Annotated in this window: 13 protein-coding genes; 3 read left to right on the forward strand and 10 right to left on the reverse strand. The window is 36.8% G+C overall.

Translation table 11 applies throughout. From position 1 onward, the window contains the following. Positions 1-76 precede the first annotated feature (76 nt). From R2Q77_RS20190 to R2Q77_RS20205, 4 genes are all read right to left on the reverse strand, one after another. Positions 77-1,402 (reverse strand): alpha/beta hydrolase, encoded by a 1,326-nt coding sequence (locus tag R2Q77_RS20190; RefSeq protein WP_316805515.1) that lies wholly within the window; start codon positions 1,400-1,402, stop codon positions 77-79. A gap of 84 nt (positions 1,403-1,486) precedes the next feature. Continuing rightward, positions 1,487-2,314 carry a helix-turn-helix domain-containing protein gene (locus R2Q77_RS20195; RefSeq protein WP_316805516.1) on the reverse strand — a complete coding sequence of 276 codons (828 nt, stop codon included), beginning with the start codon at positions 2,312-2,314 and terminating at the stop codon, positions 1,487-1,489. A gap of 4 nt (positions 2,315-2,318) precedes the next feature. Next, a complete protein-coding gene (locus R2Q77_RS20200; protein ID WP_316805517.1) occupies positions 2,319-3,158 on the reverse strand; it encodes an aminotransferase class IV in 840 nt (279 codons plus the stop codon). A 3-nt stretch (positions 3,159-3,161) separates the two neighbouring features. Then, entirely contained in the window at positions 3,162-4,190 is a 1,029-nt protein-coding gene (locus tag R2Q77_RS20205; protein ID WP_316805518.1) for an RluA family pseudouridine synthase, read from the reverse strand. Positions 4,191-4,643: 453 nt separating this feature from the next. Here R2Q77_RS20205 and R2Q77_RS20210 point away from each other — a divergent pair, with 453 nt between their 5' ends. Further along, entirely contained in the window at positions 4,644-5,558 is a 915-nt protein-coding gene (locus R2Q77_RS20210) for a 1-aminocyclopropane-1-carboxylate deaminase/D-cysteine desulfhydrase (RefSeq protein WP_316805519.1), read from the forward strand. Positions 5,559-5,673: 115 nt separating this feature from the next. Here R2Q77_RS20210 and R2Q77_RS20215 read toward each other — a convergent pair whose 3' ends face one another. The 6 genes from R2Q77_RS20215 to R2Q77_RS20240 form a co-directional block, all read right to left on the reverse strand. Further along, the gene (locus R2Q77_RS20215; RefSeq protein ID WP_316805520.1) at positions 5,674-6,906 is read right to left on the reverse strand and encodes a hypothetical protein; all 1,233 of its coding nucleotides are present in this window, start codon (positions 6,904-6,906) and stop codon (positions 5,674-5,676) included. Positions 6,907-7,038: 132 nt separating this feature from the next. Next, a complete protein-coding gene (locus R2Q77_RS20220; protein WP_316805521.1) occupies positions 7,039-8,334 on the reverse strand; it encodes a glycosyl hydrolase family 18 protein in 1,296 nt (431 codons plus the stop codon). A 271-nt stretch (positions 8,335-8,605) separates the two neighbouring features. After that, the gene (locus R2Q77_RS20225) at positions 8,606-10,258 is read right to left on the reverse strand and encodes a RagB/SusD family nutrient uptake outer membrane protein (protein ID WP_316805522.1); all 1,653 of its coding nucleotides are present in this window, start codon (positions 10,256-10,258) and stop codon (positions 8,606-8,608) included. Between the two features lie 21 nt (positions 10,259-10,279). Further along, positions 10,280-13,591, reverse strand: a complete 3,312-nt coding sequence (locus R2Q77_RS20230; RefSeq protein WP_316805523.1) for a SusC/RagA family TonB-linked outer membrane protein — start codon at positions 13,589-13,591, stop codon at positions 10,280-10,282. A 287-nt stretch (positions 13,592-13,878) separates the two neighbouring features. Continuing rightward, on the reverse strand, positions 13,879-15,045 hold the full coding sequence (locus R2Q77_RS20235; RefSeq protein WP_316805524.1) for a FecR family protein: 1,167 nt from the start codon (positions 15,043-15,045) through the stop codon (positions 13,879-13,881). A 66-nt stretch (positions 15,046-15,111) separates the two neighbouring features. Further along, positions 15,112-15,687, reverse strand: coding sequence for an RNA polymerase sigma-70 factor (locus R2Q77_RS20240; protein WP_316805525.1), 576 nt, complete (start codon positions 15,685-15,687; stop codon positions 15,112-15,114). A 484-nt stretch (positions 15,688-16,171) separates the two neighbouring features. Between R2Q77_RS20240 and R2Q77_RS20245 the strand changes: the two genes are divergently transcribed. Both R2Q77_RS20245 and R2Q77_RS20250 read left to right on the forward strand, forming a co-directional pair. Then, a complete protein-coding gene (locus tag R2Q77_RS20245) occupies positions 16,172-17,032 on the forward strand; it encodes a hypothetical protein (RefSeq protein WP_316805526.1) in 861 nt (286 codons plus the stop codon). 11 nt (positions 17,033-17,043) lie between these two features. Further along, positions 17,044-17,607, forward strand: a complete 564-nt coding sequence (locus tag R2Q77_RS20250; RefSeq protein WP_316805527.1) for a Crp/Fnr family transcriptional regulator — start codon at positions 17,044-17,046, stop codon at positions 17,605-17,607. The last annotated feature ends 109 nt before the right edge of the window (positions 17,608-17,716 follow it).

Here is a 17,716-nt window from a genome sequence, read left to right on the forward strand (position 1 = left end):
CTGTTGGCAAAAACAGTGGCTGTATCATCAATAAAACGGATGGTCCTAAACAGGATGTTATTTATGATACAGCTTTTTACTCTTCTAAAAACGTCAGTACGGTTTTATTAAAAAGTGTAGGATTTTCGGTAACTACATAATGTGTTTGCCCTTTAAGTAAAATTAATTGGGCATCGGGAATGCTTTTAGCGATCAATCGTGTATGATTTTCCAGAATTAAATCTTTTCCACCTGCAATCACCAGCGTTTTTGCTTTAACAGATTTTAGCTGCTCCGGTTTAATATCCGGTTCTTTCAGCAACATTTCCAACAATCGAATAATAACGGTGTTACTTGCTTTATTTTCTTCTTTAAGTCGTTTAATGTCTTTTGCGGTCTGGATGAGTATCTTTTTAGAAAGTGCAGTTTCCGTAGGGTTAAGGTTAGCACCCATTGTAATTAATTTTTTAACGTAATCTGGATATTTACTGGCCAAAATAAGACCGGTATTACCACCATCGCTCCAACCCAAAATATTAACATTTTTTAAATGGAGCGTATCTAAAACCGTTTTTAAATCTTCGGCAAACAAATTATAAGAGAAATTTTCGGTTGTCAGATCTTTACTGTTGCCCTGCCCTCTCGTATCTATGGCAATAACCTTATATTTTTGCGAAAATGCTGGAATTTGCTGCCAAAAACTATTGATTGAGCCGCCATTGCCATGCAATAGCAACAATGGTTCGCCGTTGCCATAGGTTTCGTAATAAATTCGTTTACCGTTATTCACTTTAACATAGGCACCAGCTTTTTTGTTGTATCCATAAACAACTCTTTCATCGATTTTTGCATTTTCGGCATGGATATAAAGACTTTGATTATATTTTGCGTCAGCATTAAAGAATAAACTTGCTTTAACATCTTTTTTTCCTTCGATTGATTTTACATTGCTTAAGCCCTTAAATGGATTTTTTGTGGAAGACATTTCAAAATCACCATTTTCTACAACTACATTCAACCATTTACCTTCTTTGTTTTTAATCTTCATTTCAATATTATCAAAATAAAAATCACCGTTACCGTAAGTGTGAAGATAGAGCCATATTTTACTTGCCTTTGCATCAATAACGCCTGAAATTATACTTTTCTGCCAGCCATTATTATGAGGCAATGGTGATGGGATTTTTCTGGTATCTTCAATATAATCCCATTTATTTTTGCCTATCTGTAATACTGAAAGCCCAGCCTTCCCCTCTTCGCCCGTTACATTACTTTTTATTTCGGCCATAAGCTCATACTCCAATCCGGCATATTCTTTAGCCGGAATTTCCTTAACCAATATAATATCATTCAGGGTAGGTTTTTGCTGGGCATTACCCGAAATAACACCAAGAATAAAAAGTATAGAAAGAAAAAATTTCATGTTTGCTTGCTTTAAGTAGAAGATTAGTTACTGAAGCAAAACTAATAGTTGAATGCCGATGAAAATTGTAAAAATGTAAACCAACTACATAAAAAGCCAGTTTCCGGCACCTTTTTTTAGCTTAACATTTTCAAAAAACTTTTTAGGACTTAGCCCTGTAAGCAATTTAAATTCTTTTACCATATGAGACTGGTCGTAAAAAAGAGATTCATAACTAAGGGCCGTAAGATTCTCTTCATTTTTCAAAGAAATTATTCTATTGGCTAAAGTTTCTCTAAACCGATGGATCTTACGAAAATCTGCCGGACTTTTACCTAAATATCTGTTGAATAATTTATGTATATTTTGTCTGCTTGTGTTGTATTTTACAGCAAGCGATCCAATACTTAGGTTCTCATCAGCTTTTACCAAATCGCTTATTAAATTCTCCATTAAAATCTGGCGGAATCCTTTGAGCTTTGAGAGCCAGTAACCTTCAATCTGATTGATTTTGAGTTGTACATCATCCTCATTTAAAACAGAACTCAAAACAGTCTGATAATCCGTATAGGGGTTGAAATGATGCAGAAGGCCATTAGGAAAGGGCTTTAAATCAGAAAGAAAAGCATTTAAGCCCAATGGTTTAAAATGAAAAGTGATTTCTGTTATTTCACCGCTATATATTGCTTTTACAGGTATGGTATAGTTGGATACCAGCACAGAAGAAAACGGCAACTCACTGTTTTCAGAAATAACAACTTCATTATTTTTTAATTCTACCTGCGTATTTCGATAAACCGATAGGTTCACAAAATTATTAGGAAAAGTAAGGTATTCTATATCGCCTTCGGCTTTATGCTTTGACAGGAAGTAATAACCCTCTAAAAAAGGTTTTAATAATTCATTCCGGGTTTGATAAAACTGAATCTGCACCGCATTAAAGGCTATTCAATTTTTCGACTAAGAACTTTGAAAACTCATTAAAATAACGTTTTCTGCCATAGCCCATAATCCATTGTATACCCTGGGTGGCGTTGGTAATAAAGACCTCTTCGGCTTCTTTTAAAATTTCAGGATTTATTTGAGCTTCTATAAGCGGAATATTATTCATTTTTGCAATTTGCATTACAGCGGTACGCATTACTCCCCCTACACATCCTTCGGTTAAAGCTGGTGTATAAATTTGCTTATTGTACACCACAAAAACATTTGCACTGATGCTTTCGCATAAAAAACCATGCTGGTTTAAAATCATGGCTTCATCCAAACGGTTATTGGTTTTGTAAATACCAGCCATTACATACAACAGGGCATTTGATGTTTTAAAGTTTGATAATTTATTAACCGGCTTCGTCATTTCATCAAATACATCAATAATCAACCCCTTGGTATTAATATCATACAGATTACTTTTTAGCGGAATCCCTTCTAAAACATAACCGGCCTTATTTATTTCGGGTGTATAAACTCCCGCGCCTGAACGGTATACGGATAAACGAAACCGAACATTTCCGTTCCATTTATTTTTTTTACACAGGTCAGCAGTTTTTTGACGCAAAAAATAATCATCCATTAAGGCATGACCATCCATTTTTAATGCTTTCATCCCTTCAATAAGCCTGTCGGCATGTAAATCTGCAAATTGAAGTTTATTGTTCATCATGCGCATGCTCTCAAAAAGACCATCGCCAAATTTAAAGCCCCGGTTAGATGCGGTTAGAACCGGAGCATCTATCGTATGGTATTCATCATTAAATAAAAGGTACTCTTGGGGCATATTTTATGATGTAGTGGTATAATTTTTCCATTTAGTTAAGGCTGCTTTAAAATCTTCGGGCAATTCGGATTCAAAAAGCATATATTCTTTTGTTGTGGGATGAATAAAGCCCAGTGATTGTGCATGTAGGGCCTGCCTTGGTAATAACTGGAAGCAGTTGTCTACAAATTGTTTGTATTTGTTAAACGTTGTTCCTTTCAAAATCTTATCACCGCCATAGGTTGCATCGTTAAATAACGGATGCCCGATGTGCTGCATATGCGCTCTGATTTGATGCGTTCGGCCTGTTTCTAACTGGCAACTGATTAGGGTTACATAACCTAAACGTTCTAAAACAGAATAATGCGTTACCGACCACTTTCCTTTTTCTTCGTCATCGTAAATATCCATTACACGACGATCTTTTACACTTCTGCCGATATAACCGGTTACTGTACCATCATTTTCAAGATCTCCCCATACCAAGGCAATATATTTTCTGGTAATGCTATGATCAAAAAACTGCTTGGCAAGGTGCGTTATAGAGCGTTCATTTTTACTAATCAATAAAAGTCCGGAGGTATCCTTATCTATACGGTGCACTAAACCCGGCCGGCCATCATTGCCAGGCAATTGCGGCAATTGTTCAAAATGAAAGGCTAAAGCGTTAACAAGTGTTCCGGTATAATTATTAAATCCAGGATGTACAACCATACCCGCTGCTTTATTAACCACAAGCAAATCGTTGTCTTCGTAAATAATATTTAAAGGTAAATCTTCAGGGTAAACCTCCGTATCACGCGGTGGATGTGGCAAAACAATTGATATCTCATCGAAAGGTTTTACTTTATAGCTCGCTTTAACCGGCTTTTCATTAACGAGTACATTACCGGCCTCAATTGCATTTTGAATACGATTTCGAGATGCATTTTCCACCCTGTGCATTAAAAATTTATCGATTCTTAACAAGGATTGCCCCTTATCAACAATAACTCTTAAGTGCTCGTATAAATCCTGCTCTTCTGTTTCCTGAAGCTCTACTTCGTTTTCCATGCTGCAAAAATAAACTTTTAAGACTAAGATTTTTTTAAATGATTTTAGAATTGAGAAACTATTTTAATCTGTTGCCTGAGTTTAGTGCAAAATTGGGGAAATTTGAGTAATTAATGCAACCATTAATTTACTATATAATACAGTAGATTCTACATAATAGTCCACACGTTCTATTTTCTATACATAGAATAATATTTTGTCTCCTTATTTATTGCATTTCCCTTATATACATGTCCTACTTTAAATCAAACAAAGCTTTTAATATTAATTCTATGTTAAGTTATGTAAACATCCATACATTATAAAAATTTGGCGTGTTATTTGTACAAGGTGCAATACCTAATAATAGTAATGACCATGAAAAATTTTACACAGAATGTCAAAATCGTACTTAATTTCTTTCCTTACCTGGTAAGAAAGATCTATTTTAAGTAAATAAATTCTTTAAAATTTATGAAAACACTTGCAAATTGCAGGTGTTTTTTATTTTTACACGTGTTTGAAAAAATATATAGCCCTGTACATAAAATAGAATTTGCTTCTTTAAGCAATCTGTTTGTTAAAAGAGATGATTTAATAGACCCTTACATCTCGGGCAATAAGTGGCGAAAATTAAAGTACATCATCCACAAACTGCTGTCTGAACAAAAATCGCATATTGTAACTTTCGGTGGTGCCTATTCCAATCATTTGCTGGCCACCGCAGCTGCAGCGTCAAAACTTAATCTGAAATCTACAGCTTTTGTTCGCGGCGAAACCGTAAACAATGAAATGTTGATGTTATGCAAGTTGTTTGGAATGAAACTTATTTTTACCGATCGCGAAAGCTATAAAAACAAAACCGGATTATTCAATACCCATTTTGGAAATGATGAAACCGCCTACTTCATCAACGAAGGAGGTGCCGCTGCTGAAGCTATTCAGGGTTGTGCAGAAATTATTGAAGAACTGCCTGTTGCCTATGATCATATTTTTTGTGCTGCAGGTACAGGGACTACTGCGGCAGGGTTATTAAAAGGTATACAGCAAAATAATTTAAAAACTAAACTGCACATTATACCCGTTTTAAAAGGTGGAGATTTTATTAAGGACGAAATTGAAAAATATGTATCCATTTCCGAAAACCTGGTTTTACACGCCGATTATCATTTTGGTGGCTACGCCAAAACTACACCCGAGCTGATTGAGTTTATTAAAGTTTTTACAGCACATACCGGCTTGTTAATCGACCCGGTTTATACCGCAAAAATGTTCTTTTCTATTATTGATTTGCAACAGAAAAATGTAATCGATGCAGATGCTAAAATATTAGCCGTACACACTGGTGGCTTGCTGGGAATTTTAGGCATGAAAGAAAAATTTGCTTAACGCAATTATGGGAAAAGATACTGAAATAAATTCAGCATCACGGGTTGGGTAGTATGGCTTAAATTAAATTTCAAAAGCTGAACGACCTATCCAGTCCAGCTTTTGAAAAAATATTTTATTGAATTTTTACTGACGACATTTTATCGTTGGCATTTGGAGATAATGCACCAAACCAGCTGTTGCTTGAAGTAAGCGTCCAGGAGGTACCGGTAAAATTATTATCCGAATACATAATCACTTTCCATCCGGCAGGGATTTTTACAGAAGAAGCCCAATCGTTCACTACGCCTTTTGCTGCTAATTGAGCTAATGTATAAGTGCCTTTAGCCAGTTTTTGGCTTGCTGCACCTGCATAGCTTGCATCGGCATAAAATGTTACTCCGTCTGCAGAAGGATTTGTTGTACCCCCAGGATTCATGGTTTTGATGGCCGCATTGGTGGTAACATAATGACGGCCAGAATTAGGCCCTTCCATATCAATGCCGTAAGAAAAAACACCGCCCTTTGTACCTTGTGTTGGCTGCCATGCAGCGTAGGCAGGCATCTGGTCAGCATTGTATCCTGTACCATCTTCGAAACTTACACCTACCAAAAACTTATTAGGACTAATCATAGAACTGTAAGTATTAAATGTTCCTTGTAAACTGTTAACATTTCTCCAGTAGGCCTGTAAAAACACATAATTAACCTGATCTTTAATCGCAGTCATTAAAGCATTACCATTTTGGTTGGTATCATAAATGAGCAGTTTACCCGTGCCTGATTTTGGCCCCAGGTATTGCGATAAAGCCTGGTAAGTTGCGATCTGATCCTGAAGTTTGACGCCACTGTCTGTAGATTCAATATCGATATCATAACCATCATAATTATACTTTGCAATATTATCCCTAACGCCCTGTACCCAGGTAGCCAGGCCGCTGGGGTTGGTAGAAGCGCCTATGAAATAACCACCTGTAACAATAACCTTAGTTCCTTTTGAGTGCAGATAAGGTACGTAGGTATCTTTTAATGTTGTCCAGAAGGGACTGGTATCAGGTGTATAATCGGTAAAAATACTTACTATATCCAGGCTATCCGGCAAATCAGTCATTTTAGTTTTATAATTAGCGGGATCTGTAGCAAAATCACCCCAGGTTCTATAATAGCCCATCATTAATTGGTGAGGGCTGTTTTTATAGGCAATCAGGTCGGCATTACTGGTTAGCCCGTTGGTGTTGGCTGCACTCATTTTTTTAAATGATAAATCAGATGGATCACTTTGAAGTGTTTCTCCTTTTTTACATGATAGCTGCAGCATGCTATAAGTAACCATAGTTATCAATAGCATTAAAAATTTAGTGTTTTTCATTTTTAGGTGATAAAGGTTAGTAGATTAATTATTAGAATTGAAGTTCTCCTTCTTAAAGGAGGTTACTTTACTGAGCCTTAATGTTCCTGTTATTAAAACTTTTTCGTAGCAAAGTAACCTGGCTTAAGTTTTTTATTGAATTTTTACGGACGACATTTTATCATTGGCACTTGGAGATAAGGCACCAAACCAACTATTACTTGAAGTAAGTGTCCAGGAGGTACCGGTAAAATTATTATCCGCATACATAATTACTTTCCATCCCGCAGGAATTTGCACAGAAGAGGCCCAGTCGTTCACTACGCCTTTTGCGGCTAACTGAGCTAATGTATAAGTGCCTTTAGTCAGTTTTTGGCTGGCTGTACCGGCATAACTTGCATCGGCATAAAATGTTACTCCGTCTGTAGAAGGGGCAACAGGACCGCCAGGATTCATGAGCTTTATTATATCGTTGGTTACTCTAAAATTTGCAGTTCTTATTGTATTATCAGTTGCTGAAGTAAGGGGCGCATCACGGTCAATAGCATAACTAAGTACACCGCCTTTTTTACCAGAAGAAGGTTCCCACCTGGCGTAATCGTAAGCACGGCCAGTACCGTTTTGCGGGTAAGTAACATCGTACCATACATTACTTGGAGCGCCATTTTCTTCGTAAAACGAAAAGCCAACAACAAACTTAGTTGAACTGATATATGGCGAAAAAGTATTCCAGGTATTTTGAAGGGTACTTGCTCCCCTACCATAGGCCTGCAAAAAAACGTAGCTCACCATATTTTTAATGCCGTTCATTAATGCATTGCCATTTTGATTGGTGTCATAAATCAGTAACTTACCTGTGCCTGATAACGGCCCCAGATATTGAGACAAAGCTTGAAAAGTTGCAATCTGATCTTGAAGTTTAACACCACTGTCTGTAGATTCTATATCGATATCGTAACCATCATAATTATACTTTGCAATGTTATCTCTAACGCCCTGTACCCATGTAGCCAAACCGGCAGCATTGGTAGAGGCACCCGTGAAATAACCACCCGTAACAATAACCTTAGTTCCCTTTGAGTGCAAATAGGGCACATAGGTATCTTTAAGCGCGGTCCAGTACGGGCTGGTATCAGGCGTAAAATTGGTAAAAACACTCACCATATCCAGACTGTCTGGCAAATCGGTCATAATAGGATCATTGGCATTTCCCGAAACGGTTCTGTCACGCCATGTTCTGTAATACCCCATCGTAATTTCATGAACAGTATTTTTGTAAGCAATTAAATCTGCATTGCTGGTTAAAGAATTTGCATTGGCTAAATCTATTTTTTTTAAGGATGAGCCCGGTGATTCACTTTGAAGTGTTTCTGCCTTTTTACATGATAGTTGAAACATGCTATAAGTAACCATGGTTATCAATAGCATCAAAAATTTAGTGTTTTTCATTATTAGGTGATAATGGTTAGTAGATTAATTAATTAGGATTGAGGTTCGCCTTCGAAAAGGTGGTTACTTTACTAAGCTTAAATTTTCCTGTTATCAAAGCTTTTTCATGGCAGAGTAACTTTAGCAGATGTTAATTTTTATTCTTCATAGGTTTAATAATTAGTTTTCAGGGATATATTAAAAAGAACCTTTCCGAAGAAAGATTCTTTTTAATTTTTGCAGTTTCCATTAAATTGTTTGAAAATGGTCTCCAAAAAAATCTAATATTTCATTAGTGCAATGGGTTTTTATCCCACCATAGCCTTGTACCCCCATTATCTGCTTTCGATGATCCATATGCTTCATTTGAAAGCAGGCTTACTGCTTTTTGTATAGCTGTTGCATTATTGGAATATTCGCTTTGAATATAAGGCAGGCGTCTGATCTGTGCTTTTGTATCGATACTTCCGCCACTATAATTAACCACCACCGGCCACACTTTAGGATAGCCGGTACGCCTAAACTCCGTCCAGGCTTCCTGAGCATTTGGGTACATGGCCAAGTATTTTTGGGTAATTATACGTTCCAGCATCTTCTCAAAATTATCAGCCTGATTCCATTTAATAGTAACAGTACTTAATATAGGATCGCCCTTTTGTACATTATTTGCGCTATTAACCGGATCGGTGTAGGGAGCCGCGGTACTTGTAGCGTCCGCAATATAAGAGGCATAGCCCACAACCCCTAACTGGCTAAACGAAGTTTGGATACCTGTTTCGTATAATGACTGAGCTGCTCCGCCCATATTCCAACCCCTTATGGCACCCTCGGCACGTAAAAAGTAAACTTCAGCAGCCGTCATCCATTGCAGGGGCTGATTTTGCCCAACATTTAACTGTGAAAAACCAATGCGATCATCTTTATTTGCGATTGCAATACCGTTCCTGATCCCCAAATACTGGCCAGGAAATGATGTTGATGGCTGGAAGTATACAGCCAGACGAGGATCATTATAGCCACTTAAAAGAGATTGCAATACAGCTCCAGCCCTAATATCTGCATAACCAGGTGCATTGATAACCCATAGCGGGTTAACCAGGGTAAAACCATTTCCTGAACTTAGAAAAGCATTATCTCCATTAGTGGTTAAAACTCCATAACTATTGTTTACAGCTTCTTCTGCTTTTTTCTGTGCCAACGATGGATTTGCGTAAACTATGCGCATGGCCAATCTTAGTTTTAAAGCATTTGCAAACTTTATCCATTGCATATAATTGCCCTTGTAAACAAGATCGAATTTAATTGCTGGTGTAGCCCCGGGATTTTGTTTTACATAATCGGTAAGTATTGCAATGGACGCATCTAATTGACTGAAAAAAGAGTTGTAAATAGCCTCTTGTGCATCATAATCTACAGCGAAACCTCCTGACCCGTATTTACTGTACGGAATAGGGCCAAAAATATCGGTAACCCGGTGCATGCCCGCTATCTTAATTATATTGGCCAGGGCATAAAGATCTGGTTTTGTCGTCTCCGCACTTTTTTGGATTTGAAGCCATGCCGACATGATTTTGTTATAAGGATTATTAAAGGCAGCGCCACTCCAGCCATCGTTAATTTTATATTGAGAATTATTTTGCCCTCCGCCAAATGGGGTTGAGGTAGCCATATATCCCGAAAACAAATCGGCATTTAGATTCTCCGCAACCTGATATACAGACGCATCTCCGGTACCTGCTGCAGCAATAATTACGTTTTCTTCCATTTGTGGAAAAAAAGCACCTATGCCCACATTGTCTTTATTGAGTAAATCGCGCGTAATCCCATCGGGATTGGTGTTGTATTCATCAAAATTTTTGGTGCATGCAGTTTGCAGCAACACAACAACTGCAATAAGCTGGATAAGCTTCCAGTTTTTTTTGTTCTGATATTTATAAACGTTCATGATGTTTTTCGATTTTTTTAATTATAAAGACACATTTATACGGAAACCTAAGCTTCTTAAACTGGGCTGATTAAGATAATCGAACCCTTGGTAAAAAGTACCTGTAGAAGCCGTAGATTCAGGGTCAAATGGCGCTTTATTATAAATCATCCACAGGTTACGGCCAACAAGACTAATACTAATGCTCTGTATTTTATTGTTAAATACTGTTCCAGGTATAGTATAACCAAAAGTAACCTCGCCTAAGCGTACATTGGTAGCACTAAAGGTGTACAAGGCTAAAGCAGCCCCGCTGCCACCACTTGTACCTGCAACTGCTTTATAATAACTTTGGGCATCAACCTTTTTGCCGTTAACTTCTACTCCTCCATTGTTTCTGGCATCGGCACTTGCTTGCGAAACTCCATACTGGTCCATTAAGGCCTGCGTGGCAGAAACTACCTGACCTCCAACTCTTGCACTAACTAAAAAGCCAAGGTTAAAATTTGCATAAGTAAACCTGTTATTGAAACCCAAAGTATAATTTGGAGCTGCTGAACCTACTTTTGTATTGTACTTAGATATAGACGGTAAACCGGTACTTGGAACAGTAACCAGGTTACCGTTTGCATCTTTTACCAGATCAAGGGCATAAATGTCATTTGCAGATTGTCCTCTTACCACCCTTTGCAAGTAGCCACTTCCACCGGCAACGTCTAATGTATCCTGGTCAATTATTTTTCCGGTATAAGGATCCTGGAAACCGCTTAACAATTTTGCAATCTTATTGCGGTTAAGCGAAAAAACAAGATTAGGATTCCAGCTAAATTTATCGCCTTTAACCGTGTAACCCAGCGTTGCTTGTATACCTTGGTTATTTACCTGGCCGGCATTAATGTAATAACTGCTAAAACCAACAGCAGGCGGAACGGAAACACTAAATATTTGATTAATTGTTCTTGAATTATAATAAGTTACAGACAAATTAACCGCGTCTTTAAAGAACCGCAGGTCGGCACCGCCCTCTATAGATTTTGTTCTTTCGGGTTTGAGTATTGTAAATGGAGCTGCGCCAACTGTATTAATTGTACCGTTACTGATGCTTGGCAGCGGGTTGGTTAAATAAGAAGCTGGAGCGTTACCTACTTCTGCATACGATACCCTTAGTTTTGCGTAACTGATAAAATCAGGTAACTTAACCATGTCGCTAACGATTCCTGACAACCCAACAGAAGGATAAAATATAGATTTTTTGCTTGAATAGGCAAGTGCTGAATTCCAGTCATTTCTTGCTGTAGTTTCTAAAAATAAAAGGTTTTTATAGCCTAACTGAGCGCTCGCAAATACGGCCTGGTTTTGTTGTACCGCTAAAGGCGAGTAACCTGCACCAAGGTGTTGCTGATCAACATTAGATAACGAAAAAAAATCAGGAATAACGGATAATGCACCTCCAGCCGATACACCATTACTTCTGTTATCTTCAAAACTGCCACCTAAAGTTGCATTTAGTGAAAACTGATTAAGTTTTTTAGTATAGTTTACGAGTAGGTCGGCATATGCAGTTTTTGTTGTCGAGTTACTTACCCCAAAACTTCCGTTAGCACCACCTGTAAGAAATTCATTTGTAGAAGCATATTTCTTCTGTATATTTTGATCGTTGTTATAATCGTATTTTACGCGACCAATCAGATCCAAATCAGGCGTTACATTATATTTTAGAGATACAGTGCCCAAAAATCTGTTTTTTTGAATGTTAGTAAACTCTTTATTTACAATCCAGTAAGGGTTTTGTGCCACTAAACCCAAATCGCCATAGGGCCAGTATTGCGTATCAAAATTACGGGTGGCATTAAAACGGGCGTAATCTTTCAAATTAACGGAATTAACATCCCCTGGCGGAAAAAGATAAACACCAACTAAGGGATTGTTGTATTGCCCCTGACCGATTGGATTTTGCCTTTCTTCTATAACATACATCGCACTTACATCAAGCGTAAGTTTGTTGGGTATCAGCACCGCAGTAACGCGATCGGTAAAATTATAACGATTGTATTTGTTGTTGGTGATTATACCGCCTGAATTTGCAGAACTTACAGAAAAATAATTCTGTGTTTTATCAGAACCCGATGTTACATTTACTGAATTGGTATAACTTGTTCCAGTTTTAAAAAAATCGGATGGTTTATAAGAAGATGGCGTACTTAATTTGTCTCCATAACTGCTAAAAGTTGGGCCTGCACCAGGAAGAGGAGCCACTGAACCATAGGTATTTTGAAATTCTGGTAAAACAAAAGGACTGCTAAAAGATACATTTGATGAATAATTAACAGATGTTTTGCCAGATCTACCTTTTTTTGTCGTAATCAGGATAACACCATTGGCTCCGCGGAAACCGTAAAGGGCTGCAGCAGAAGGCCCCGAAAGGACCGAAACGCTTGCAATATCATCAGGATTAAGACTGCTAATTCCTTCGCCATTATCTGTTCCACCAAAGGTGCTTGAGGGCTGTGAAGACCTTAAATCCTGTAAAGGTATACCGTCAACCACATATAGTGCATTGTTGTTTCCAGTAAGTGACCTTGTACCTCTTAGTACTACCCTTACCGCCCCACCTTGACCAGAAGCACTGGCATTTATGGTTGCACCCGCTACTTTACCAGAAAGATCGGCCATAAAATTCCCGTCTTTTTGGGTATTTATATCACTTGCATCCAGCTTCTGTACATCATAAGTAATAGATTTTGAAGATTTTTCAAGACCAAGGGCGGTAACCACTACTTCACCAAGTGCTGAAGATTGTTCTTTTAAAACAACATCGACAGTGTTTGAACCATTAACAGGCAACTCTCGTGTTTGGTACCCAATGAGACTAAATACCAATATCCTGTTACCATCAGGTACCGTTAGCTGGTATTTTCCCTGTGCATCTGTAACAGTACCTGTATTTGTACCTTTTATTTTAACATTAACGCCTGGTAGCGGGTTGTTCTTTTCATCTGCAACTCTGCCTTTGATATTTACAGGCGGTTTAATAACATTTATTAATCCTGCTTCAATTGGCGAAGTAGTAATTTTTAGTAAAATGTTTTTGCCTTCAATTTTATAACTGATCCTTGTATTTTTGAAACTGGCGTTTAACGCTTCTTCTATAGAAGCATCTTTAACTTTAACGGTAACGAGGGTGTTCGCAAGTTCCTGATCTGTGTACAAAAAAACATAGCCTGATTGTTTTTTTATTTGCAATAATACTTTTTCTAAGTCAGTGTTTTTTCCATTTAAGTTAATCTTCTGACCATAGCCGCTGGCACTTGCCTGTAAGAAAAAGATGGTTAAAAAGATAGCTGTTAGTTTCATAACTATGGTAAGTTTATGGTGTTGCATGCCTTTTTTGGGGCATCGCAATGAATCTGGATCTGTAAAAATCATTACATTTGTTAGGTTTTGGGTGAATGCTTTAAGATAATAGTCCTATTGTTTTACCGATTTAAATCGGAAGGGTTTACTCAGACGTAACCGTAGAAGTGCGTGGAACCACTTCTGCGGTTTTAAAAGAACCCTTGCTAAAAATTAGTTTCTTCGGTGTAAATAATTTTCCATTCTTTTTTAGTTTAGTAGTTAATATTTGGTTAGTAATTTTTTTGCTATGGTTTTATAATAATTTTCTTTCCGTTGGATTGTTGTATAATTTGATAATTAATTTTAAAATAGGCCAGCATATCCAATACCTGAGATGCATTCACATCCTTCGTCATTTCACCAGTAAATACAGTATTAGGGATACCATTAGGATACAAAACATCAACATCATACCAACGAGCGAGTTGTCGCATTACCTCATCAAGCTTAGTTTTTTTAAACTTGAACATGCCATTCTTCCAGGCTATGGCTTCATTTACATCCACCTCGTTAATGTCTATTTTACTTGCAGCAGTAAGTTGAGCCTGCTCTCCCGGTTTTAACAAATTATTAAAACTCTTATTTGCAATTTTTACTGACCCTTCCAGCAAAGTTGTTTTAATAACGGGTTCATCATCAAATGCCATAATGTTAAAATGAGTACCTAAAACAAGTATTTCTGCCTTATCTCTCACCTTAACCAAAAAAGGTATTTTTTTATTTTTTGTTACTTCGAAATAGGCTTCCCCACTTAATTCAACTTTACGGGTTTTCATTGAGGCAAATGAAGTAGGGTATTTCAGCGAAGAGGAAGAATTTAGCCAAACATGTGTGCCATCAGGCAAAAGTACCTGATACTGCCCACCTCTTGGTGTTTCGATGGTATTATAGGTTGATGCAGCCTGATTTTTTGGTTGATCAATAATTTTGTAGATCAACTGATGACCGGCTGTTTTAGTGATCTCCACTCCAGCCTGATTGGCCAGTGTACCAATGAGTGAATCGCCGAGTAGAATGCGCTTTCCGTTAGATAGGGTTAAATAAGCTTTATTGGTTCCGGGCCTTGCATCATTGGTCAAGTTTTGAGGAATATTTTGTTGTGGTTTTTTATATGCAGTAATTAAAAAGTAAGCTGCTAACCCAAAACATAAAATAAATGATGCGGCAATGCTTAATAGCTTCCATAAGCTTAAAGACTTTTTATGATTGGAAAAAATTTGGTCTTCGATTTCCTTAAAAATTGCTACACGATGTTCATCCTCAGTATAATTTAACCGAACCTGACCTAAATCCGATTTTTCATGGATGGAATTAAACCATTGATCAAATTCTAATTCTTCTGCAGCATTCAGAGTTCCCCTGAGGTATTTATTCGCTAATTCTTGTAGTCGAATTTGATCAAGCTTAGTCATTTATATTTGGCTTATATATACAAGTACCCTTAAGTATATAAATGACTCATTTTATTTTAAAAAAAATTAAAGCAGAAAATTGCACAGAAAAGTATCTAAACCATTTCTCAGAATCTTTTTTGTTCTAACCAGTTGAGAGTTTACTGCTTTTTCTGTCATGTTTAAAGATTGAGCAATTTCGCGATGGCTCATTCCTTCATCTTTATTCATCCTGTAAATCAAAGATGTTTTTTCGGGTAGGGCACAAATTAGTTTTTCTAATTTATTTTTCAGTTCTTCAAAATCCAGGTATTGCTGCGTTGAATCGTCTAAAATATCAGCAGAAAAGGCTGTGTTTTCCTGGTACAAACGTATGGATCTTTGTTTATCTAAATATTTAAGAACCCGGTATTTAACAGAAACAAAAAGATAGTTATTAAAAGAAGTGTTTATAACAAGAATTTCCCTCCTGTTCCATAACGAAACGAAAATATCCTGAACCATATTCTCCGCTTCATTTAAATCGCCTGATTTATGTATAGCGAGGCTAAGCGTTTTTTTCCAATAGCGGTTATACAATTCTTCAAATGCCGTATGATTCGATTCCTGTAATAACAGAACAAGATCGTTATCAGTTAATGAAGATAATGTTTGACTACGCATCACATTTTTTATTAGTTAATGAAAATCTAAAAATTGTTTAAAATGGGATGGTAATAAATTGGCAGAAAATTTTGATAAAATTAAGCCCTTTGATTTTTGATAAAAAAATTCAATAATGACATAAAACATCAACTGTTTTCTAATAACAAAGGATAGAAAAATATTCAATAGATACAAGTCTGAATAGAGAATATCACAGAATAAGTAGCTTAAAAGGTACATATCCTGTTTTAAAAACGGGTTGCCATAAGCCAATCTTGCCATCTAATCCTCCCAAATAAGAATTAGTGTATTACTATTTTTCTATACGGTAAGATATAGTGTTGTTATTTATAAGTATTTATTAATATTAGCATTAAAAACAGACTACTTATTAAATGCATTTAGCAAAATGATTGCTGTAATGAGCAAAACTTAATCAAATTATGATTTCAGGATATAATTATAATTTTATACTATTTTTGATTTACCTTTTCGACCAACAATGCATCGCGATTACAGTTCCATTAGCCCATCAGCCAAAGCCCTGCTGCTGACCAAAAGCTTAACCACAATTCCATTTATTTCGGATGCGGCAAGATTAATTTTGGGCAATGAGGTGGTTAATGAGTTAGCAGCCGAAACACATGATGAAACTTTTTTAAAGCGGTTATTACATTTCGAAAGCCGTTACTTATCTTTAGATAGTTTACTTTTTGCTTCAGGCAGTTTAAATGTACTCGAAATATCTTCGGGCTTTTCTTTCAGGGGCCTGAGCATGGCTTTAAATCATCCTAATGTTTTTTACCTCGATACCGATTTAGCACCGGTAATAGAAATTAAGCAGGAATTAACGGATTTACTTATCCGGCAGGAACAGCTTCACCTAAAAGGAAAATTGCAAACCAAAGTATTGAATGCCTTAGATGAAACTGCTTTTTATGGAGCGGTTAATCAAATGCCTGCAGGTAAACTGAGCATTATAAATGAAGGCTTGCTGATGTATTTAAATATGGAAGAAAAAGCTAAACTTTCCCAGATTATACATAAAGCACTAAAATTAAGAGGCGGTTACTGGATAACTGCAGATATTTATATTAAAAAGGATTTAGGCCAAAGCCTTAAACGCGACGCTTTTAACCAGTTTTTAGATGCACACCATGTTGAAGACAACAAATTTGACAGTTTTGAGCAAGCTGAAGCTTTTTTTAAAAATCAGGGTTTTAAGTTAATCACCAAAGCAACCTCAGTTTGGCACCAGTTGTCGTCTGTAAAATATGTAAATACAGAATTAATGAACAGCTTAATTAAACAGGCTGGTACCATTGGAAAAATAAGAGAAACCTGGGCGCTTAAAGCCATTTAAGGATTTATAAAATGACAGCACTCGAAAAACATTTAGCTGATTACTTTGGTGTTATTACCGCTACGGATTTAACTGTAGTAACGAGTCGATTTAAACTCACCAAGCTAAAAAAAGGAGAATTTTTCTTAAAAGCAGGTAAAACTGTTGATCGGCTTGCTTTTATTCAATCCGGGCTTTTAAGGATATTTGTAAACCATGGGGACAAAGAAATTACGCAATGGATTGCTCAGGAAGCCTATTTCTTAACCGACCTCTCGGGTTTTATACTGGAAGCTCCTGCACGGTGGAACATCCAGGCCCTAACAGATGTTACGCTATATTCTATTAGTAAAACGGATTACAGCACAATAGGCAAACAAATTCCGGCATGGCAAACCTTCGAAACCAGGTTTATAACCAAATGTTTTTCTACAATGGAAGATCGTATTTTTAGCCACCTGTCTATGTCGGCCGAAGAAAGATATCACCATTTCTTCAACAACAACAAAACTTTGTTTAATGCGGTGCCCTTACAATATATTGCTTCTATGTTGGGGATGACGCCCGAAACCTTTAGCCGAATAAGGAAAAAATAAGTTTTATTAATTCTTGATTTTTATCAAGTGCAAAGCTGCTGAATGCTTTACACCTTTGTGTATAGAAAAACGGAAAAACAAAGTTTGATTTAAAAAATCGTTTTCTGAT

Origin of the sequence: Pedobacter nototheniae (genome assembly GCF_032678625.1) — a bacterium.
Lineage (GTDB): Bacteria > Bacteroidota > Bacteroidia > Sphingobacteriales > Sphingobacteriaceae > Pedobacter > Pedobacter nototheniae_A.

Coding starts and splice junctions, on each gene's coding strand:
- R2Q77_RS20230 (WP_316805523.1), bottom strand. CDS start 13,591: ATGAAACTAACAGCTATCTTTTTAACCATCTTTTTCTTACAGGCAAGT.
- R2Q77_RS20235 (WP_316805524.1), bottom strand. CDS start 15,045: ATGACTAAGCTTGATCAAATTCGACTACAAGAATTAGCGAATAAATAC.
- R2Q77_RS20215 (WP_316805520.1), bottom strand. CDS start 6,906: ATGAAAAACACTAAATTTTTAATGCTATTGATAACTATGGTTACTTAT.
- R2Q77_RS20210 (WP_316805519.1), top strand. CDS start 4,644: ATGAAAACACTTGCAAATTGCAGGTGTTTTTTATTTTTACACGTGTTT.
- R2Q77_RS20220 (WP_316805521.1), bottom strand. CDS start 8,334: ATGAAAAACACTAAATTTTTGATGCTATTGATAACCATGGTTACTTAT.
- R2Q77_RS20245 (WP_316805526.1), top strand. CDS start 16,172: ATGCATCGCGATTACAGTTCCATTAGCCCATCAGCCAAAGCCCTGCTG.
- R2Q77_RS20200 (WP_316805517.1), bottom strand. CDS start 3,158: ATGCCCCAAGAGTACCTTTTATTTAATGATGAATACCATACGATAGAT.
- R2Q77_RS20240 (WP_316805525.1), bottom strand. CDS start 15,687: ATGCGTAGTCAAACATTATCTTCATTAACTGATAACGATCTTGTTCTG.
- R2Q77_RS20250 (WP_316805527.1), top strand. CDS start 17,044: ATGACAGCACTCGAAAAACATTTAGCTGATTACTTTGGTGTTATTACC.
- R2Q77_RS20205 (WP_316805518.1), bottom strand. CDS start 4,190: ATGGAAAACGAAGTAGAGCTTCAGGAAACAGAAGAGCAGGATTTATAC.
- R2Q77_RS20190 (WP_316805515.1), bottom strand. CDS start 1,402: ATGAAATTTTTTCTTTCTATACTTTTTATTCTTGGTGTTATTTCGGGT.
- R2Q77_RS20225 (WP_316805522.1), bottom strand. CDS start 10,258: ATGAACGTTTATAAATATCAGAACAAAAAAAACTGGAAGCTTATCCAG.